Annotated in this window: 12 protein-coding genes; 4 read left to right on the top strand and 8 right to left on the bottom strand. The window is 74.4% G+C overall.

The genetic code is table 11. The annotated features are described in order from the left end of the window. Positions 1–13: 13 nt before the first annotated feature. The 5 genes from ACFTWP_RS01720 to ACFTWP_RS01700 all read right to left on the bottom strand — a co-directional run bounded on the left by ACFTWP_RS01720 (position 14) and on the right by ACFTWP_RS01700 (position 9,240). Positions 14–1,555 (bottom strand): M1 family metallopeptidase, encoded by a 1,542-nt coding sequence (locus ACFTWP_RS01720; RefSeq protein WP_380261499.1) that lies wholly within the window; start codon positions 1,553–1,555, stop codon positions 14–16. 446 nt (positions 1,556–2,001) lie between these two features. Then, entirely contained in the window at positions 2,002–2,919 is a 918-nt protein-coding gene (locus tag ACFTWP_RS01715) for a methyltransferase domain-containing protein (RefSeq protein ID WP_380261497.1), read from the bottom strand. Positions 2,920–3,019: 100 nt separating this feature from the next. After that, a complete protein-coding gene (locus tag ACFTWP_RS01710) occupies positions 3,020–6,733 on the bottom strand; it encodes a SpoIIE family protein phosphatase (protein ID WP_380261495.1) in 3,714 nt (1,237 codons plus the stop codon). A 197-nt stretch (positions 6,734–6,930) separates the two neighbouring features. Next, a complete protein-coding gene (locus tag ACFTWP_RS01705; protein ID WP_380261493.1) occupies positions 6,931–8,466 on the bottom strand; it encodes a DEAD/DEAH box helicase in 1,536 nt (511 codons plus the stop codon). A 570-nt stretch (positions 8,467–9,036) separates the two neighbouring features. Then, a complete protein-coding gene (locus tag ACFTWP_RS01700) occupies positions 9,037–9,240 on the bottom strand; it encodes a cold-shock protein (RefSeq protein ID WP_034090357.1) in 204 nt (67 codons plus the stop codon). Positions 9,241–9,624: 384 nt separating this feature from the next. Between ACFTWP_RS01700 and ACFTWP_RS01695 the strand changes: the two genes are divergently transcribed. Further along, positions 9,625–9,978, top strand: a complete 354-nt coding sequence (locus ACFTWP_RS01695; protein ID WP_380261491.1) for a PRC-barrel domain-containing protein — start codon at positions 9,625–9,627, stop codon at positions 9,976–9,978. 131 nt (positions 9,979–10,109) lie between these two features. Here ACFTWP_RS01695 and ACFTWP_RS01690 read toward each other — a convergent pair whose 3' ends face one another. Both ACFTWP_RS01690 and ACFTWP_RS01685 read right to left on the bottom strand, forming a co-directional pair. Next, complete coding sequence (locus ACFTWP_RS01690; RefSeq protein WP_380261489.1) at positions 10,110–12,449, bottom strand: SpoIIE family protein phosphatase; 2,340 nt, start codon at positions 12,447–12,449, stop codon at positions 10,110–10,112. Positions 12,450–12,757: 308 nt separating this feature from the next. Continuing rightward, a complete protein-coding gene (locus ACFTWP_RS01685) occupies positions 12,758–17,137 on the bottom strand; it encodes a HAMP domain-containing protein (RefSeq protein WP_380261485.1) in 4,380 nt (1,459 codons plus the stop codon). Positions 17,138–17,796: 659 nt separating this feature from the next. Here ACFTWP_RS01685 and ACFTWP_RS01680 point away from each other — a divergent pair. The 3 genes from ACFTWP_RS01680 to ACFTWP_RS01670 all read left to right on the top strand — a co-directional run bounded on the left by ACFTWP_RS01680 (position 17,797) and on the right by ACFTWP_RS01670 (position 20,039). Further along, positions 17,797–18,585, top strand: coding sequence for an RNA polymerase sigma factor SigF (locus tag ACFTWP_RS01680; RefSeq protein ID WP_380261607.1), 789 nt, complete (start codon positions 17,797–17,799; stop codon positions 18,583–18,585). 346 nt (positions 18,586–18,931) lie between these two features. After that, positions 18,932–19,321 (top strand): STAS domain-containing protein, encoded by a 390-nt coding sequence (locus ACFTWP_RS01675; protein ID WP_380261483.1) that lies wholly within the window; start codon positions 18,932–18,934, stop codon positions 19,319–19,321. 178 nt (positions 19,322–19,499) lie between these two features. Beyond that, positions 19,500–20,039 carry an ATP-binding protein gene (locus ACFTWP_RS01670; RefSeq protein ID WP_380261605.1) on the top strand — a complete coding sequence of 180 codons (540 nt, stop codon included), beginning with the start codon at positions 19,500–19,502 and terminating at the stop codon, positions 20,037–20,039. A 37-nt stretch (positions 20,040–20,076) separates the two neighbouring features. Here ACFTWP_RS01670 and ACFTWP_RS01665 read toward each other — a convergent pair whose 3' ends face one another. Next, positions 20,077–20,901, bottom strand: coding sequence for a DUF4230 domain-containing protein (locus ACFTWP_RS01665; RefSeq protein WP_380261481.1), 825 nt, complete (start codon positions 20,899–20,901; stop codon positions 20,077–20,079). Between the last annotated feature and the right edge of the window lie 18 nt (positions 20,902–20,919).

The following is a 20,919-nucleotide window of genomic DNA, read 5'->3' as shown; positions in this document are numbered from 1 at the left end:
GCCGCTCGGGCGGTCAGAGGGTGGAGCTGCCGCGCGGCGCGTCCGCCAGTCCGCGGTCCTTGGGCACGGCGGGGGCCACCGTCCAGTCGGGGTGACCCGGCATCGGCGGGGTGCGGCTGCCGTACAGCCAGTCGGTCAGGAACGGGCCGAGGTCCTGCCCGGCCGTCGCGGAGGCCGTGGCGATGAAGTCCCCCGTGCCGGCGGTGCCGTGCCGGTGGCGCGCCAGGAAGGTCCGCTCGATCCGCTCGAAGACCGCCGCGCCGACCTTCTCCCGGAGGGCGAAGAGGACCAGGACGCCGCCGGCGTAGCGCTGGCTGTCGAACAGGCCCGCCCGGGTCGGCGCCGCCACCGGCCCGGAGTCCAGCCGCCACTGGTCGCCGTGCGTGTAGACCTCCCGCATGTCGGCCTCCAGGGAGGTGGCCCCGAGCGCGTCCGGCCAGCCCCGCTCGTAGCGGTAGAGCAGGCCGTAGTAGTCGGCGTGGCCCTCGTTCAGCCAGAGGTCCGCCCAGGTCCGGGGCGAGACGCTGTCGCCGAACCAGGAGTGGACCAGTTCGTGCATCATGTGCGGCGCGATCCGGTCCTCCGACCGGTTCAGGAATCCGGGCTTGTAGAGCGTCAGGGTCTGGGTCTCCAGCCCGGTGAAGTCGAACGCCGCCGGATCGTCGGTGTCCGCCGGCATCAGCCCGTACGTCTCGAACGGGAAGGCCCCGAGCCGCCGTTCGGCCCAGGCCAGGTGGTCCGCCGTGAGGTCGAGGGCGGCCTGCGCGGCGGCCACCCGGCTCACCGGGACGACGTCGCGCAGCGGCAGGCCGCCCGGGGTCAGGCGCTCCTGCACCACGTAGTCGCCGACCGAGACCTGGAGCAGCTCGGTGGCCATCGGATCCCGCATCACATAGGTGCGGGTGATCAGCCCGTCGCGCTCCACGGTGTCGGTGAGGGTGCCGCCGGCCACGCCGAGGGTCCGGCGCGGGGCGGTGACCCGCACGGTGAAGGAGGCCTTGTCGCTCGGGTGGTCGTTGCAGGGGAAGACGGTGTGCGCGCCGTTCGGCTGGCCGGCGAGCGCGAACCCGTCCGCGGTCGGGATCCAGGCGGTGTGGGCGAGCCGGGCCCGCGGATCGACCGAGTACTCGACCGTGACCGTCAGGCCCGCTCCGCGCCGGACGGCGACGGCGGGCGTGACCCGCAGCTTCTCGTCGTGCAGGGCGAAGCCCGCCGGCAGGCCGTTCACCCGGACGGTGCGCACCGCCAGGCCGAGCGCGTCGAGTTCGAAGCGCGGCAGGTCCTGGGTGCTGCGCGCGGTCATGCTCGCGACGGCGTCCACCGTCCGACTGTCGGGCCGGTACTCGAAGGACAGGTGGTAGCTCAGGGCGTCGTACCCGGCGTTGCCGAGGCCGGGGAAGACCGGATCGCCGGGTGCGGGGGCGGCTCGCGGGACGAAGGCCGCCGGCGCGGCGGCCCTCGGCCGGGCGGCGACCGGATCGGGGCCGCCGCCGTGGACGGCCGTGACGACCAGGGCGGCGGCCAGGCAGGCACGTGTGAGGAGCAGTGCGATCACCAGATTCCCGATCCGACCAGACGGTTACTCTCGGTGGTCGACGCTACCCGGCGGTGGGGCCGCCGGACGGCCGCCGTCCCGCCGCCCTACCCGAACGGACGCCTTGAACCACCGGTGGGGCGCAGCGCCTTCGGCGCGGGGAGGGGCTGGCGGGGCCGGGAGCGCCACGGCCGGGGCGACCCCGCCGGTGGCCGGAGGTGATGGCCGGGGGACGGGTTCGGGGCGACGCTTCGGGGTGCGCGACACGCCCCGTCAGCCGGATGGCCTAGTCGTCTGGCGCCTGACGGCCCGTCTCCCTAGTCTTACAAATGCCCCGCCCCCTGACGGACGGGGCCACGGCCGCCGGAGAACCTGGCCAGGTCCGGCGGCCGTCCCCTTGCCCGGATGCGCCCGCGCCGTCGTCGGCGCGGCCCGCACCGCCCGTGTCGTCCCCCGGGCCGGGCCGGCTACCGCCGGTGGGTCCCCACCGCGACGAGCGCCGCCACCGGCAGCGCGGCCGTCCCGTCGGGCCCGGTGAAGGGCGCCGTCAGCCGGTCGTACGCGGCGCGGATCCGGGCCACCGTCGCCCGGTCCTGACCCTCGATCAGCGAGGCGGTGAGCACCGTCCCGTCGAGGACGTCCTGCCACCAGCGGCCCGGGTCCACCGGGTGCGTCCAGCGGGCCGACTCCACCCGGACGTCCCGCAGGCCGGCCGCCTCCAGCAGCCCCGCGAACGCCTCCGTCGAGGCGTAGGGCGCGAACGGCGAATGGCCGGGCAGGTCCCCGGCCGGGGTGGCGCCGGCCTCGGCCACGGCGGCGGCCACCAGCCCCTGGGCCAGGTTCTCCGCGGGGGTGTCCCAGCAGGACAGCACCACCCGGCCGCCGGGAGCGGTGACCCGGGCCAACTCGGCCACGGCGGCGAGCGGTTCGGGCACGTGGTTGACCACGAAGGCACCGACCACCGCCTCGAAGCCGCCGTCGGCGAACGGCAGCCGCGGCAGCGCCGCCTGCCGTACCAGCGCCTGCGGCAGCGCGGCCGCGGCCTGCGCCACCATCTGCGCGACCGCGTCCGTGGCCACCACCTCGGCGCCGCGCTCCAGCGCCGCCCGGGCCAGCCGGCCGGTGCCGCAGCCGACCTCCAGCAGCCGCGTCCCGCGGCGGACCTCGGCGGCGTCGAGCAGCAGCCCGTGGACGCCCGCCGTCATCCGGCCGAACCCGTCGTCGTAGGTGCCGCTGCGCCGGGCCCAGCCCGCCTGTTCGAACTCCTCGAAGTCGGCGCGCTCCCGGCTCCGGCCCTCCCGGCTCCGGTCCTCCCGGCTCCGCCCGGCCGCGGGCCGGGCGGCCGGAAGCCCCGCACCGCCCGTCCTCGTCACGTCTGTCGTCATCGGTACCCGTTCGTCGTGATCGGTCCGGTCGTGCCCCGCCGCCACTATGCCGCACCGGCCGCGGGGCCCGGCCACCGGTACGGGCGGTCGGCCGGGACACTCAGAGCGGGTTCCCGGCGGAGCCGGGCAGCTCCACCTCGAACCAGACCACCTTGCCGCGCCCGGTGCTGCGGCTGCCCCAGCGGTGCGCGAGCTCGTCGACCAGGTGCATGCCGCGCCCGCCCTCGTCGCCCTCCGCCGCGCGGCGCGGCCGGGGCTCGCGGACGTCCCGGTCGGCGACCTCCACCGTCAGGTACCGGTTGCGGAAGATCCGCAGCTGGGTCGGCGCCCCCGCGTGCAGCAGCGCGTTGGTGATCAGCTCGCTGGTCAGCAGCTCCGTGAGGTCGCCCAGCGGGGCCAGGTCCCAGGCGGCCAGGGTGCGCCGGGTGAAGCGGCGCGCGTGCCGGACCATGGCGTGGTCGCCGCCGAGCGGGAGGGTGGCGATCCGCTCCGCACCGACGGGCCGGCAGAGCGCCATGATCACGGCGATGTCGTCCTCGCTGGCCGGCGCGTCCAGGGCGGTCAGCACCGCGTCGCAGGTCCGCTCCAGCGAGTCCGCGCGCGCGGCCAGCGTCCGGCGCAGCAACTCCAGGCCCTCGTCGATGTCGTGGCCGCGGCGCTCCACCAGCCCGTCCGTGTACAGCGCCAGGATGGCGTCCTCGGGCAGCGTGAACTCCACCGTCTCGAACGGGACCCCGCCCACCCCGAGCGGTGCCCCGGGCGGCAGCGAGATCAGCCGGGCGGAGCCGTCCGGCGTGGCCACCACCGGGGGCAGGTGGCCGGCGCTGGCCGCCGTGCAGGTGCGCTCCAGCGGGTCGTAGACCAGGCAGACGCCGGTGGCGAACTGGCCCTCGCCGATCTCCGTCGTCGCGTCGTCCAGCCTGCGCAGCACCCGGGCCGGGTCCATGTCGAGGGTGATCAGCGTCCGGGCGACGGTCCGCAGCTGGCCCATCGTGGCGGCGGCCCGGATGCCGTGGCCCATCACGTCGCCCACCACCAGCGCCACCCGGCCGCAGGACAGCGGCACCACGTCGAACCAGTCGCCGCCGACCTCGCTGCTCACACTGCTCGGCAGGTAGCGGTGGGCGATCTCCAGACCCACCGTGTGGTGCACCTCCTGCGGCAGCAGGCTGCGCTGCAGGGTCAGCGCGGTGTCCCGCTCGCGGCGGTACAGGCGGGCGTTGTCGATGCAGACCGCCGCCCGGGCCGCGAGCTCCTCCGCCAGCGCCACGTCCGCCGCCGAGAAGGGCTCGGGCGTGCCGGTCCGGATGAACTCGGCGCCGCCGAGCACCACGCCGCGCGCCAGCAGCGGGACCATCAGGTACGAGTGCACGCCCGCGTCCAGGCTGGGCTGCACGCGCTCGGGGGAGGCCACGATCCGCCGCAGGGCGGCCTCGTCCACCTCGGGCACCAGGATCGAGCGGCCGGTGCGCAGGCTCTCCGCGTAGATCTCGGCGGAGTTCGAGGACTGCCCCACCGGGTCCGCCGCACCGGCCATCGTCGCCCCCACCTCGCCGACCGCGACCGCCCGCAGCCGCACCGAGCCGTCGTGCGACAGCGGCGGCGTCAGGTCGTCGCCGTCCAGCACGTTGTCCAGCAGGTCGACCGTCACGAAGTCGGCGAACCGCGGGATCACCACCTCGACCAGCTCCTGGGCGGTGCGCTGCACGTCCAGGGTGGTGCCGATCCTGGTGCTCGCCTCGTTCAGCAGCGCCAGTCGCTGACGGGCCGCGTCGCCCTCCTCCAGCGCCAGCTGCCGCTCGCGCGCCGCGTCCCGCTCGCGGGTGTACAGCAGGGCGTTGTCGATCGCGACCGCCGCCCGCGAGGCGAGCTCGCGGGCCAGCGCGAGGTCGTCCTCGTCGTACGCCCGGGCGGTGACGGTGCGGTAGAAGGCCGCGATGCCGACGGCCGCACCACGGGCGATCAGCGGCACCACCATGAAGGTGTGCACCTTCTGCTCCCGGGCGGCCTCGGCCCACACCGGGTCGTCGGCGAGCCAGGTGTAGCCCTCGTCGTCCATCCGGGGCACCAGCACCGCGCGCCGGTGGGTGAGGCTCCACGACCGGGGCGTGGTCGGGTGGAAGCGCCGCACCGAGCCGACCGGCGTGACCGGGACGATCCCGGAGCCCTCGACGGCGTTGAACGCCAGCCGGCGAAGCAGCGCGGAGCGGTCGGCGGGACTGAACACCTCGCGCTCCCCGCGCAGCAGCGAGTCCAGCACCTCCACGGCCACCGCGTCGGCCAGCCGCGGCGTGGCGACCTCGGCCAGCTCCCGGGCGGTCTGCCCGAGATCGAGGGTGGTGCCGATCCGGCTGGACGCCGAGTTGACCACCGCCAGCCGCTCCTGGGCCGCCTTGGCGTCCCGCAGCGCCTGCGCCCGTGCCTTGAGCACCTGCTCGCGGCGCAGGTACAGCATCGCGTTGTCGAGGGCGACCGCCGCCCGGGCGGCCAGCTCGTCACCGAGGGTGAAGTCCGCCTTGGCGAAGGAGGCGCGCGCCCCGCGCCGGGAGTAGACCACCATGCCGAGCACCGTGCCCCGCGCGACCAGCGGCGCGATCCGCACCGCGCGCGAGCGCCGGCCCCGGTAGGCCCGCAGCCGTTCGGGCGGCATCCCGGCGGCCAGCAGCGGCAGCTCCCAGGACGGCGCCACCACCGGCCGACCGCCGGCCAGGGCCTGGGCGTACGCGGAGTCCAGCGGGATGTCGTGCACGGTGTCGATCGGCAGGTCCTGCAGCGGGTAGTCGGCCTCGGAGGCGGCGAGCGCCAGCCGGCGCACCCGCAGCCGGTCCCCGGGCGGTGAGCCGGGGGTCGACGAGCCCGCCTCGGCCACCAGGTTCTCCAGGCCGAACACCGCGCAGGAGTCCGCGACCCTCGGCACGATCGCCTCGGCCAGCTCCCGGGCGGTCTGCCGCAGGTCCAGCGTGGTGCCGATCGACGCGGCGGCGTCCACCAGCAGGGACAGCCGCTCCTGGGCGGTGGCCGCCAGCGACTCGGCGCGGAAGCGCTCGGTGACGTCGACGATGGTGGAGCTCACCCCGAGGATCTTGCCGTTGGCCTCCTCCAGCCGGAAGTACGAGGCCGACCAGGCGTGTTCGTGCTGGGGGTCGCCGGGGGTGCGTCCGTGCGAGCGGGCGTCGATGACCGGCTTGCCGCTCTCCAGCACCTTGCGCATCACCGCCTCGATCTCCACGCCGTTGATGCCGGGCAGCACCTCGGCCACCCGGCGGCCCAGATGCTCCGGAACCGTCCGGCCGTTGGCGCGGGCGAGGGCCTCGTTCAGCCGGACGTAGCGCAGGTCGGGGTCGTAGACGGCCATCCCGATCGGGGACTGCGTGAAGAAGCCGTCCAGCACGGCCATGTCCGCTTCCAGCCGGCGCAGCGCGGTGACGTCCGAGGCGACCGCGAGGACCAGCGGGCGGCCGTCGGGCCCCTCGATGGGGTGGGTGCGGAACTCCAGGTTCACGTGGTGGCCGTCGCGATGGCGCACCGGGAAGACGCCGGACCAGCCGACGCCGCGCAGGATGCTGTCGAACAGTTCCATCACGCCGGGCAACTGGTCGTCGGTGACCAGGATCTTCGCGGCCAGCGTGCCGACGGCCTCCTCGGCCGGGTAGCCGAGCAGCGCCTCCGCGTCGGCGCTCCAGTGCAGGATCCGCCCGTTCTCCTCGATCAGCGCCGTCGCGATCGGGAGCCGGAGCAGACTGCTCTGAGTCGGCCGCTCGCCGGTCGGTTCCCGGCGGGCACCCGCTGTCGCGCCCTGCTCGTCTGTCTGCATGGCCAGGAAACCGCCCGGAGGTCGAATACCCGCCCTGCCATCTTCGCACCGACTGCGCTCCGCCACCCGGGTGAGCGACCGGGCTCCGCCGGGGCGGCCGGGAACGGCGCCGCCCCGCCCCCGGGCCGGTGCGGCCTGGGGGCGGGGCGGGGTGGTGCGTGGCCCGGGTGCGGGGGTCTCCGGGCGGGTGCGGGTGCCTACGCGGCCGGGCCGCCGCTTCGCCGGCCGCCACCACGGGCGGACTGCGAGCCGCGGGCGGGCTGGCCGGACCGGCCCGCGCTCTGGGCGGAGCGCGGGCTGCGCACGGGGCGCCCGGTGTGGGCGCGCGCGCCGGAGCTCCCGTACGGGCGGCGGCGCGGGCGCTCGACCACCGGCTCGGGCGCTGCCACCGGTACGCCGGTGGGCTCGCAGGCGCCGGTGATCCGGGTCAGCTCGGCGTCACCGGAGCGGACCGCCACCGAGTTGGGGGTGATCCCGGCCGAGGCCATCATCCGGGCGGTGCCGCGGCGCTGCTTGGGCAGCACCAGGGTGACCACGGTGCCGGACTCGCCCGCGCGGGCGGTGCGGCCGCCGCGGTGCAGGTAGTCCTTGTGGTCGGTCGGCGGGTCGATGTTGACGACCAGGTCGAGGCCGTCGATGTGGATGCCGCGGGCGGCCACGTTGGTGGCGATCAGCGCGGTCACCTCGCCGGAGCGGAACTGCTCCAGTGTGCGGGTGCGCTGCGGCTGGGACTTCCCGCCGTGCAGGGCGGCGGCCCGGACGCCGTTGGCGAGCAGGTCGGTGACCAGGCGGTCGGCCGAGTCCTTGGTGTCGGTGAACATGATCACGCCGCCGTCGCGGGAGGCGATGTGCGCGATCGCGCTGTTCTTGTCGTGGTTCTGCACGTGCAGCAGGTGGTGCTCCATGGTGCTCACGGTGGCGGTGGACGGGTCCACCGAGTGCGTCACCGGGTCCTTGAGGAAGCGCCGGACCAGCCGGTCGACGTTGCGGTCCAGGGTGGCGGAGAAGAGCATCGTCTGGCCGTCCTGCTCGACCTGCTCCAGCAGCTCGGTGACCTGCGGGAGGAAGCCCATGTCGGCCATCTGGTCGGCCTCGTCCAGGACGGTCACCGACACCTCGTCGAGCCGGCAGTCGCCGCGCTCCACCAGGTCCTTCAGCCGGCCGGGCGTCGCCACCACGATCTCGGCGCCCCGGGCCAGCTGGTAGGCCTGGCGCCGGATCGGCATGCCGCCGACCACCGTCACCAGCCGGAGCCGGACGGCGTGCGCGTACGGCGTGAGCGCCTCGGTGACCTGCTGGGCCAGCTCGCGGGTCGGGACGAGCACCAGGGCCAGCGGGCGCCCCGGCTCGGCGCGCCGCCCGGTGGTGCGGGCCAGCAGGGCGAGCCCGAAGGCGAGGGTCTTGCCGGAGCCGGTGCGCCCGCGGCCGAGCACGTCCCGGCCGGCCAGCGAGTTCGGCAGGGTGGCGGCCTGGATCGGGAACGGCGCGCTGACGCCCTGGCGCAGCAGGGTGGAGAGCAGCGGGGCCGGCATCTCCAGGTCCTGGAAGGCCTCGACGGCGGGCAGCGCGGGGGAGCCCACGGGGAGCGCGAACTCACCCCGGGCGGCGGCCGGGCGGCGACTGCCGGCGCCGGACGGTCGCCGGGTGCCGCCGGAGGACGGGCGGCCGGCGGAGGCGCGGCCGCCGGAGCGGGAGGTGGCGGAGCCGTAGGAGGAGCGGGCGGAACCGGTCATGGAGAGAGTCCTTCCTCGGAGGCACGTCGCGAGGAGGACTCCCGGCACGAGGCCACGGGGAGGTCACAAGAACGGGCCGGAGCGGTGAAGCCTGGCGCAGGGGGTGGAACCGTGCCGCACGTCCCCGTGCCCACCGGCCGGCGGACACCGCCGCCGGCCCCGTCGGGGCCGCGGCCCCCGCACGGTCCCGTCCCGGTGGAGGGGCGGAGGCGGTGCAGGGCCGACCTGGCCGCTGCGGCGTCGTCCCGTCGGGCCCTCGTGGAGGGCTCGCGCGGGAAAGCCGGGGCTGGGAGCGGAGTTGGAGCAGAAGTGCGGAGGAAATTCAGGTGCGGGAACACGTCCGAGCGTGTACGCGAAATGTCCGGGGCGTGCACGTGGGCCGTCTTGGGCGTGCATGGAATGCCAACGAATGGCATACGGAGCGTGTACGGCGGCCCGGCGGACGGTGCGCTGCCCGGTCGATCACATCCGGAACGAGTACGATCCGGGCGAAAAACGGCCAGAGGCCCGTACCGTGCGTGTACACGGTACGGGCCTCTGCTGCGATGGCAGGTGCCGGTGCAGTGGAAGTCAGAGGGGGCGAATGTTCTCCGCCTGCGGGCCCTTCTGGCCCTGCGTGACGTCGAACTCGACCTTCTGGCCCTCAAGCAGCTCACGGAAGCCCTGGGCGTTGATGTTCGAGTAGTGGGCGAACACGTCAGCGCCGCCACCATCCTGCTCGATGAAGCCAAAGCCCTTTTCCGCGTTGAACCACTTCACGGTGCCAGTAGCCATATAGAAATCTCCTTCAGAACTGTACGAAGCCCGCCACTTGCGAACTTCGCGTTGCCGTGATGACGCCGCGCCCGGGGGAAACCCGAGGAAACAAAAATGCGCCTGTCTGTTGGTACCAGCAGGCGCACACAAGATTTCATGGGAACCAAAACTGCAACTGATTCGACTGTAGCAGCATCGGCGCCGCAACGGGGGATTACCGGACTGCGGGGTTCTCCGGCGTGTTCGCGAAGCACGGCGCCCCGGTGCCCGGAACCGCCCGCGACCCGACGGCATGGGAGCCCGGAACCGGGGCAGCCGGAGGGCGGATCCCCGTCGCCCGGACGGCTTCTGACACGGCGGCCGGGCGCCGGCGGGGGCATCCCGACGGGAAGGAACCGTACTGTGAGCGACAACCTTTGGGACCACCGGGCCGAGAGCGGCTACCTCGCCGGCGCGGACCTGGCGGGCTTCCGGGTCGAGGCGATCGACGGGCACATCGGCAAGGTCGACAAGCACACCGCGGAGGCCGGTGCGGCGGGCATCGTGGTGGACACCGGCGTCTGGATCTTCGGCCGGGAGGTCCTGCTGCCGGCCGGGTGCATCTCCAGCGTGGACCTCGCGGCCGGGACGGTGTACCTGAACCGGACGAAGGAGGACGTCAAGGGCGCGCCCGAGTTCCTCCGCGAGCGCCACGACCAGGACGCCGACTACCGGACGCGCCTCGGCGACTACTACTACGGCCGGACGATGCTGTAGCCGCGGGCACCGGCGCGGGGGCGGGACGGCGAGCCGGGCCGCCCCGCCCCCGCCGGCGCGCGGACGGTACGCAAGACGCCGGGCGGTCGGTGTCTCCGCGGGAGCCCGGGTTCCCGGCCGGCCCCGCCCGCTCAGACCAGCTGCACGCCGATCAGGCAGGTGTCGTCGTCCGTGTCGGCGTTGCTGTGCGTCAGCAGGTGGTCGAGCCGCTGCTCCAGCGTCGCCCCCTCGGGCGGTCCGGCCGTGCCGTGGGCGAGCGCGAGCAGCCGCTCCAGGGAGTCCTGCACCGACCTGTCCTTGCGTTCGATCAGACCGTCCGTGTACATCAACAGGGTGTCGTCGGCGCGTAGTTGGAGCTCCGCCTCGTCGTACTCGGTCTCCGGGATCGCCCCCAGCAGCAGGCCGCCCACCAGCGGCAGGGCGCTGGCCCGGCCGTCGCGCACCAGCACCGGCGGCAGGTGGCCCGCCCTGGCCCAGCGCAGGCTGCGGCTCACCGGGTCGAAGAGCCCGCAGACGGCCGTCGCCGTGACGTTGTCGGTCAGATGGTGTGCGACGACGTTGAGCCAGGCCAGCAGCTGGCCCGGGCCGGCACCGGTGGCGGCCAGTCCGCGCAGCGCGTTGCGCAGGGCGACCATGCCGGTGGCCGCCTCGATGCCGTGGCCGGCCACGTCGCCGACGCAGAGCAGGATCTGCTTCGAGGGCAGCACCACCGCGTCGTACCAGTCACCGCCGACCAGGTGGTCCTTCTCCGCGGGCCGGTAGCGCACCCCGATCCGCAGCCCCGAGGTGTCCATCGGCCCCCGGGTGGGCGGCATGATGGCGTGCTGCAACTGGCGGGCCAGCCGGTTGCGTTCGGCCGCCTGCTGCTCGCTCTGGGCGAGCTGGTCGCGGGTGGCCGCGAGCGCCACCTCGGTCCAGTGCTGGGAGGAGATGTCCTGGTAGGCGCCGCGGACGGCGGTGAGCCGGCCGTCCGGGTCCAGGACGGGTTCGGCGACCACCCGGATGTGACGGGCGATGCCGTCCGGGCGCCGCAGCCGGAACGCCGTGGAGGCGGGCAGCCGGTGGTGCAGCAGGGTCCGCAGGAAGCGCCGGATGGCCTCGGCGTCGTCCTCGTGGGCGTGCGCCGGGAGGCGGTCGATCGGGATCGGCGCCGCCGACGGGTGGAGGCCGTAGAGGTCGAACAACGGGCTGTTCCAGGTGATCCCGCCGGTGACCGTGTCCTCCTCGAAACCGCCGATTCGGCCCAGCCGTTGGGCGTGCTGGAGCAGCTCGGCGACCCGCGCGGCCTCGTCCTCGATCCGCCAGACCAGCAGGACGGCGGCGCCGTGCCGGGTGAGGCTGACGTCGGCGACCGCGTTCAGCGGGACCTGCCCGATTTCCGCCGTCAGGGTCATCCGCTCGGCCCGGAACGGCTCGCCCCCGGCATGGACGTACGCCACCTGCTCGAACAGGCCTCCCGGCCCGGCCGCCAGCGGGTAGGCCTCCAGCAGCAGCGACCCCGAGACGGCGCCGCGCGGGCGGCCGGCGAAGTCCACGAACCGCGCGCCGACGTGGTGGATCCGGAAGTCGGTGACCCGGCCGCCGTCCTCGACGTGCGGCAGCAGCACCAGCGCGGGATCGTGCAGGCCGTCGGCGAGGTCCACCAGCTCCTGCAGGCGCTGGGAGTGCTCCGCGCCGGGCGCGCCCGGGCCGCCCGGAAGCGTGCCGGACGGGTGCTCCAGGGTGTGCGCGCACAGCTCGGCGAGCGCCTCCACCTGGCGCCTGATCTGCGGCGACCGCGGGACGGGCGCGTCCGGCCAGCAGATCTCCAGTACGCCGGTGATCCGACCGCCCGGGCCCGCGGGGACGGCGGCCCGCCCGCCGGTGTTGCGGTGGTGGCCGATGGAGGGCAGGCCGGCCCCCGCCAGCGACTCGATCCACACCGCGGCCCGGCGGGTCAGCGCCTGCCGGGCGGGCGTGGCCACGCCCGGCGGGACGTAGTGCCAGCGGCCGGCCTCGTGCGCCGGGAACCCGGCGTGCCCCGCGAGCGAGAGGGAGCCGTCCGGGTGGGCCGCCCAGATGGCGACGGCGGTGGCCCCGAGCGGGGCGAGGGCGTGCTCCAACAGGGACTCGGCCACCGCCTGGGTGTCGCCGGCGGCCAGCGCGCCGCTCTCGGCGCTGCGCAGCCGCACGGCCAGCGGGGTGCGCCGGTCGGCGGCCCCGGGTGGCGCGAGCAGCTCCCGGGCGGTGTCGCTGAGGTGGTCGCGGGCCGCCTGGTTGACGATGTCCGCGGCGAGCTCCAGCGGCGACTGCCCGGCCTGGCCGGCCAGGTCGGCGAGTTGCCGGGCGGCCTGCGCGGGGCCGCAGCCGAGCCGCTCGACCAGGATGCCCTTGGCGAGTTCGACCAGTGCCCGCCCGTCCGCGGTGGCCTGCGCCTCCAGGACCTGGCGGTGCAGCCGCTCCACCGTGGACGCCAGGCGCCCGACCGTCACCTCGGCGTCCTCCGCCGTCCCGGCCCGCCTGCCCGCGCTGCCGGGAGCGTCCGACCCGTCCGACGTCCGGGCGGGCCCGACCGGCGCGAGCGATACGAGCGATACGAGCGCTTCAGCCGGTTCAGCCGGTTCAGCCGAGTCGACCGTGAGCCCGGCGGCCGGCGGGTGCAGGAGGCGTACCGGCTCGGGCTGCGGGGGGACCTGCACGGGCTGCTCCTCGGGTCGGGGTCGGGCCGCCGTACGGCGGGATTCGCACGGCGGGGTCCGGACGGGCGGGTTCGGACGGGCGGGGACGGGACCGTGCGTGGTTACCGCCCCAGCCAGCGCTGGATGCACGCGACCAGGTCCGTCGCGTCCACCGGCTTGGTGACGTAGTCGCTGGCACCGGAGGCGAGGCACTTCTCCCGGTCGCCGGGCATCGCCTTGGCGGTGACCGCGATGATCGGCAGGGTGCCGTGCTCCGGCATGGCGCGGATCGCGGCCGTCGCCGTGTAGCCGTCCATCTCGGGCATCATCACGTCCATCAGGACGACCGACACCGCGGGGTTGGCCACCAGGGCCTCGATGCCGGCCCGGCCGTTCTCGGCGTGCAGCACCCGCATGCCGTGCAGTTCCAGGATCCCGGTGATCGCGTACAGGTTCCGGGCGTCGTCGTCGACGACCAGCACGGTGTGGCCGGCCAGGGTGCCGCCGATCTCGCGCCCGGCCGGTTTGGCGATCTCCTCGGGGCGGACCAGCGGCAGCACGTCGCCCGGCTGGTCCGCGCTCAGGTGGAGGGTGATGCGCTCGCGCAACTCGTCCAGGCTGGAGAGCAGTTCGAGCGGCTGGGAGGTGCTGCGGGACTGCAGGGTGAGCTCCTGGTCGGCCCGCATCCGGCGGTTGTTGTGCGCCAGGATCGGCACGCCGCGCAGCGCCGGGTCGTTGTTGACCTCCTCCAGGAACCGCAGCGCGGCGCCGTCCGGCAGGTCGAGGTCGAGCACCGCGCAGTGGCAGGCCTCGGTGGCCAGCGCCGCCGCGGCCTCCCGCACGCCGAGGGCGGTGACGAGCTCGACCGACCGCGCGGAGCCGGCGTGGTCACCGGCGTCGCCGAGGTCGGCGACGGCGCTCTCCGCCACCAGGGACAGCAGCCCGCCGGGGCGGGCCTCCACCACCAGCAGCCGGCGCCGCTGCCTGGGCAGCGGCGCCGCCGGGGCCGGCGGGAGGGCGGCGTACGCGGCGCCATCACCGCCGCGCAGCTGCGGGCCGGCCAGGTCGGTGCGCGCGGCCGGCAGGTAGAGGGTGAAGGTGCTGCCCTGGCCGACCGCGCTCCGCGCGGTGATGGCGCCGCCCAGCAGGTAGGCGATCTCGCGGCTGATGGACAGCCCGAGGCCGGTGCCGCCGTACTTGCGGCTGGTCGTGCCGTCGGCCTGCTGGAAGGCCCCGAAGACGCTCTGCAGGTGCTCCTCGGCGATCCCGATGCCGGTGTCGACGACGCGGAAGGCGAGCACCGGGCCGTGCTGCCGGGCGAGGTCCGGGATCTCGGCGCCGTCCGCGTTCTCGATGCTCAGCCGGACGCTGCCGGTCTCGGTGAACTTCACCGCGTTGGAGAGCAGGTTGCGCAGGATCTGCCGGAGCCGGTAGTCGTCGGTGAGGATGTCGGCCGGCACCCCGGGGGCGGTGGTGATCCGGAAGCTCAGGCTCTTCTGGGTGATCAGCGGCTGGAAGGTCGCCTCGACGTAGTCGAGCAGCTGGCGCAGCGGCACCCGCTCGGGGTTGATGTCCATCTTCCCGGCCTCGACCTTGGAGAGGTCGAGGATGTCGTTGATCAGCTGGAGCAGGTCGGAGCCGGCCGAGTGGATGATGCCGGCGTACTCCACCTGCTTGGCGGTGAGGTTGCGGGTCGGGTTCTGGGCCAGCAGCTGCGCCAGGATGAGCAGGCTGTTCAGCGGCGTGCGCAGCTCGTGGCTCATGTTGGCCAGGAACTCGGACTTGTAGGTGGAGGCGAGGGTCAGCTGGTGGGCGCGGTCCTCCAGCTCCTGGCGGGCCTGTTCGATCTCCAGGTTCTTGGTCTCGATGTCCCGGTTCTGCGCGGCCAGCAGCGCGGCCTTCTCCTCCAGTTCGGCGTTGGAGGACTGCAGGTCCTCCTGGCGGGACTGCAGCTCCCGGGAGCGGATCTGCAACTCGGCGGTGAGCCGCTGGGACTCGCCGAGCAGCTCGTCCGTACGGGCGTTCGCCACGATGGTGTTGACGTTGACGCCGACGGTCTCCATCAGCTGGTCGAGGAAGTCCCGGTGGATCTGGGTGAACCGGTGCACGGAGGCCAGCTCGATCACCCCGAGGACCTGGCCCTCCACCACGATCGGCAGCAGGATCAGGGAGTCGGGCGCGGTCGCGCCGAGACCGGAGGCGATGGTCACGTAGCCGGCCGGCACGTCGTCCATCGAGATGGTCCGCCGGCTGCGGGCCGCCTGGCCGACCAGTGTCTGGCCGAACCGGAACGAGAGCGGCCGGCCGGGGCTGCCGGGCAGGTCGCGCATGCCGTACGAGCTGATCAGCCGCAGCTCGGGGCCGGCGGCCGTCTCGTCGGCGAGGTAGAAGGCGCCGTACTGGGCGCCGACCAGCGGGGTCAGCTCGTCCATCACCAGGTCGGCGACCACCGAGAGGTCGCGCCGGCCCTGCATCAGGGCGGAGATCCGGGCCAGGTTGGACTTCAGCCAGTCCTGGTCCTGGTTGGCGCGGATGGTCTCGCGCAGGGACTCCACCATGAAGTTGATGTTGTCCTTGAGGTCGCCGACCTCGCCCGGGGCCTCGACGGTGATGGAGCGGGTGAGGTCGCCCTCGGCGACCGCGCTGGTGACCTCGGCGATCGCGCGGACCTGCCGGGTCAGGTTGCCGGCCAGCTCGTTGACGTTCTCGGTGAGCCGCTTCCAGGTGCCGGAGACGCCCTCCACCTCGGCCTGTCCGCCGAGCCGGCCCTCGCTGCCGACCTCGCGGGCCACCCGGGTGACCTCGGCCGCGAACGAGGAGAGCTGGTCGACCATCGTGTTGATGGTGGTCTTGAGCTCCAGGATCTCGCCGCGCGCGTCGACGTCGATCTTGCGGGTCAGGTCGCCGCGGGCCACCGCCGTGGTGACCTGCGCGATGTTGCGGACCTGGCCGGTCAGGTTGTTCGCCATCGAGTTGACGTTGTCGGTGAGGTCCTTCCAGGTGCCGGCCACGTTGGGCACCCGGGCCTGGCCGCCCAGCGTCCCCTCGGTGCCGACCTCGCGGGCGACCCGGGTCACCTCGTCGGCGAACGCCGACAGGGTGTCGACCATGGTGTTGATCACCCCGGCCAGCGCCGCCACCTCGCCCTTGGCCTCCACGGTGATCTTCTGCGAGAGGTCGCCGCGCGCCACCGCCGTGGCCACCTGCGCGATCGAGCGGACCTGGCCGGTCAGGTTGGAGGCCATCACGTTGACGTTGTCGGTGAGGTCCTTCCAGGTGCCGGAGACCCCGCGCACCGTGGCCTGCCCGCCGAGGTTGCCCTCGGTGCCGACCTCGCGGGCCACCCGGGTCACCTCGTCCGCGAACGCCGAGAGCTGGTCGACCATCGTGTTGATGGTCTCCTTGAGTTCGAGGATCTCGCCGCGGGCGTCGACCCGGATCTTCTGCGAGAGGTCGCCGCGCGCCACCGCGGTGGTCACCTGCGCGATCGAGCGGACCTGGGCGGTGAGGTTCTCCGCCATCACGTTGACCGACTCGGTCAGGTCGCGCCAGGTGCCGGAGACGTCCTGGACGTTGGCCTGGCCGCCGAGCCGGCCCTCGGTGCCGACCTCGCGGGCCACCCGGGTGACCTCCCCGGCGAAGGAGGAGAGCTGGTCGACCATCGTGTTGATGGTCTCCTTGAGTTCGAGGATCTCGCCGCGGGCGTCCACCCGGATCTTCTGCGAGAGGTCCCCGCCGGCCACCGCCGTGGCCACCTGCGCGATCGAGCGGACCTGGGCCGTCAGGTTGCCGGCCATCGAGTTCACCGAGTCGGTGAGGTCGCGCCAGGTGCCGGAGACGTCCCGGACGTTGGCCTGGCCGCCGAGCCGGCCCTCGGTGCCGACCTCGCGGGCGACCCGGGTGACCTCCCCGGCGAAGGAGGAGAGCTGGTCGACCATCGTGTTGACGGTGTTCTTGAGTTCGAGGATCTCGCCGCGGGCGTCGACCCGGATCTTCTGCGAGAGGTCCCCGCCCGCCACCGCCGTGGCCACCTGCGCGATGTCCCGCACCTGGGTGGTGAGGTTGCCGGCCATGGCGTTCACCGAGTCGGTGAGGTCCTCCCAGGTGCCGGACACCCCCGGGACCTCGGCCTGGCCGCCGAGCCGGCCCTCGGTGCCGACCTCGCGGGCCACCCGGGTCACCTCGGAGGTGAAGAGCGAGAGCTGGTCGACCATGCCGTTGAAGACCGTGGCGATCTCGCCGATCAGGCCCTCGTCGTCGGGCAGCCGGGTGCCGAAGTCGCCGTCGCGGACGGCCGTCAGGCCCGCCAGCAGCTGACGCAGCTCGGGCTCCCCGACGCCGGCCGGCGCCGCCGGGCCCGGTGGGGGCAGGTCCGGTCCCGTTCGGTCGGGGGCCGCCGGGTCGGGGCCCGGCGACGTGGCGGTCCGGCCGGGGGTGCCCGGGCCGGCCTGCCCGCGGCCCCTCGCTCCGGCCGCCGCCTTGCCCACGCTGCTCTCAGACATGCCGTCCCGCACTTCCCCTCGTCCGCCGCCAGGGCCGGGGCATCCCGCCGGGAGCGGTTGCGCACTCCGGGGCCGGCTGCCGGTCCTGGACCTCAGGAGGCTCCCCGGGTGCCGGTGGGCCGTCCGGGCGAGCCGTCTGGAGGTTACCCCAGGGGAGGGTTCGGGTACTCCGCATCGGCGCCCCGGCCGGGGGGCTCCCGGCGCGCGGGGGCGGGCCCGCCCGAGCGGCGGCGGGGCGCCCGGCCGGTGGCGCGGGCGGCCCGGCGGGGTGACACCGGAGGTGTGACGCCGGGGTCGGCGGGTAGACGCCGGTCAGCCGGACGGGCCGCCGGGGCGCTGCCGGGTGGTGTCGGAGGTGGTGTCGGGGCCGTGCGGCAGGCAGGGAGGTGTGACCTTCGCGGTGAATGGACCCCTTTCGCGGGGGAGTGGTGTGGGAGTCGTGAACATCGGAGGCCCGGTGCGTGCTCCGGGTGATGCCGGGTACCCGGGTGGGACACGAGGCCACCGGTGAAAGGACTGCCATGACGACGTCGCTGAAGGCTGCACCGACCGTTGACCCCGGCACGGAGCCCACCCACCCCGCCCGCACGCGGGCCGAGCGAACCTCGGCGGGGTGCACCGACGCGAGCGCCCCGGCCGCCGCGGAGCTGGACCCGACGATGATCGACAATCCCCGCGAGGTCGCGCCCGCCGACGCCCGGCAGCTGTCGAAGGCGCTCTTCGTCCGCCTCGCCGCCCTGGAGGAGGGGACCCGCGAGTACTCCTACACCCGCGCGACGCTGATCGAACTCAACCGGTCGCTGGTCCACTACGCGGCCGGACGCTTCCGCAACACCCGCGAGCCGATGGACGACATCCTCCAGGTCGGGACGATCGGCCTGATCAAGGCCATCGACCGGTTCGAGCCGGAACGCGGGCTGGAGTTCACCACCTTCGCCCTGCCCACCATCGTCGGCGAGATCAAGCGCTTCTTCCGCGACACCACCTGGTCCGTGCACGTCCCGCGGCGACTGCAGGAGCTGCGCCTGTCGATCGCGAAGGCCGGCGACGAACTGGAGCAGGGGCTCGACCGCGCCCCCACGGTCGCCGAACTCGCCGCCCACCTCGGGCTGACCGAGGAGGAGATCGTCGAGGGCATGGTCGCCAGCAACAGCCACACGGCCGGCTCGCTCGACGCCGGCACCGACGAGGAGGTCGAGAACACCCTCACCGCCAGGCTCGGCTTCGAGGACCCGGGATTCGAGCGGCTGGAGAACCTCCACGCCGTGAAGCCGCTGATCGCCGCCCTGCCCGAGCGCGAGCGGAGCATCCTGTCGATGCGTTACGTCGAGGAGCTCACCCAGTCCGAGATCGGTGCCCGGCTCGGGGTCTCCCAGATGCACGTGTCCCGGCTGCTGTCCCGGACCCTCGCCACGCTGCGCAGCGGCCTGCTGGTCGACGAGGACTGACACCCCGGGCTCGGCGGGCACCGCCCGGCGCCGGCCCGCCCCGCCCCGTCCCGCTCTGCCCCGTCCGTGCTCCCGCCCCCGTCCGTGCTCCCGCCCCCGTCCGTGCTCCCGCCCCCGTCCGCGCTCCCGCCCCCGGGCGGGGGTCGACGGGCTGGGCCGGGAACGTACGGCGGGGTACGCTGCTGAGCAGCCCCGGAGGGACGCCGGTCGACGTCCGGCCCCGGTCACGGGCCCGGCCCGTCGTGCGGCACCCGCCGACGGTTCGGACGGGTATGCAGGGCCGGGGCGAGGTACGGAGCAGGATGCCCGTCAGGGTACGGAAGACTGCCGTGGAAGGTGCGGGTCGATGGGAATCGGTGAGGCTGGGGCGGGTTCGGCACGGTCGGGGTCCGGGGACGGCCGCCTGAGCGTGGAGACCCGGCGGACGGCGGGGGCGGTCGTCTGCTCGCTGGCCGGTGAGCTCGACCTCGACAGTCTCGGCGCGGCCCGCGAGGCACTGGAGGCGGCCACGTCCGCCGGGCCGCCGATGCTCGTCCTGGACTTGGCCGACCTGCGGTTCTGCGACTCCTCGGGGCTCAACCTGCTGTTGCAGACCCGGCTGGCGGCCGAGGCCGCGGAGCTGCCGATGCGGCTCGTCGCGCTGGCGCCGCAGGTGGAGCGGGTCTTCGAGATCACCGGGGCCGGCACCGTGTTCTCGATCCACGACTCGGTGGACGAGGCCGTCGCCTCGCTCTGACCCGCCGTCCGGCCGGGCGCGTCCCGGCGACCCATTGCGGCGACCCGGCCCGCGCGGGCGGGTGTCGGCCGCCCGGAGCAGGGCAGACGAACCACCACAGGGCCGGACCCGGTCCGGGGAAACCGACCGGGGCGAGCCGAAGTCGACCAGTGCAGAGCATCATGGCGGGGTGAACCAGATGAGTTTCCAGACTCCCGGGGGCACGGGGCCGACCAGCCCGGGCCTTCCCCTCACCGGGCAGCGTCGGCGCCTCGCGCTGTCCGGGCTGAAGGGCCAGGTCGCCCGCGGGCGGGACTTCACCCGCCAGGCGCTCACCGACTGGGAGTGGGCGGCCGGCCTGGACCCGTACGGGCAGAGCACGGCGGACGACGTCCTGCTGGCGGTGTCCGAACTGCTGGCCAACGCCTGCCTGCACGCCGGAGGTCCGCAGGAGCTCGTCCTCGCGGCCTCCGCCGACGGCCTGCGGGTCGAGGTGCTGGACGGGGACCCGGCCGTCCCGGTGCCGAGGGCGCCCTACCAGCCGGGCAGCCCGGGCGGGCACGGGCTCCACATCATCGAGCGGGTCGCCGACCGCTGGGGCGTGACACCGCTGCCGGGCGGCAAGTCCGTCTGGCTGGAGTTCGCCGCCGGACGCCTCGCCGGTGCGGTCGTGAGCCCGCCCGCGGCCCGGCGGGAGGAGCCGGGGACGCGGGCGGTGGAGGGCTTCCCGGCGCTCTGAGCGACCGCTCGGCCGCGGGGCCCGGGCGGTCGCCGCCTCAGCCGACGACAGTGACGTCGACGGTGGTGAAGCCGAGCGAGCGGAGCAGTCCCTCGAACATCGTCCTGGTGTTGGTCTCCGCCGTCGCGGTCAGCGCGGTGTCCTTGGCGGCCGACTGGATCTTCTCGGTGGCGAGGACCTCCAGCTGGTGGACGTTGCCGGGGTTGCCCGAGAAGAAGTCGCCGATCCGGTCGAAGAGTCCGCGCTGCTGCGAGTAGACGTAGGAGCGCTTCACGTCCATCGCGGTCTCGGCCAGTTGGGCGTGCGGCAGCCGCAGGGTCACCGAGCGGCGGTCCTCCGACACGGTCACGGCGCCGCTGCCCAGCGCTCCCAGATCGGTGTACGCGCCGACGGTGCCGGCCGCCACGTACAGCGTCCGGTTGCCGAGCAGCTGGGACGGCAGGAACTTCGCGTCGTTGTCCAGGTCGATGATCACCTGGAAGTTGCCGGTGGCGCCGGTGTAACGGCTCATGTTCTGAATGGACTTGAGGAGCACCGGCTGGCTCCGGTCGACCTGCTTCTCGGCGAAGGGATTGGGCAGGCCGGGCAGCAGGTCGAAGCGGGCGGCCGCCAGGAAGAGCGCCAGGATCGCGGCCAGGGTGATCGGGATGCTCAGGTACCAGGGCAGCCGGCGCGCGGCACGTACCGGCGCCGCCGGTGCGGAACCCTGCTCCGGTCCGGAACTGCGCTCCGCGGCGGACCCGTTGCCCGCCGGGCTGCTCTTCGGTGTCTCGTCGCCGGACGTGGCGAGGTCGCCCTTCGTGCCGGGGCCGGAGTCGGACCCGGCCTCGCCGAGCGGGCGTCTGTTGCGGGGGAGTGCCATCGCTTGTCCTCCGTCTGC

It is taken from the genome of Kitasatospora sp. NPDC057015, from assembly GCF_042673745.1.
Classification (GTDB): Bacteria; Actinomycetota; Actinomycetes; order Streptomycetales; family Streptomycetaceae; genus Kitasatospora.
The sequence above is the reverse complement of the archived record's forward strand: the minus strand, read 5'-3'. Positions and strand labels throughout refer to the sequence as shown.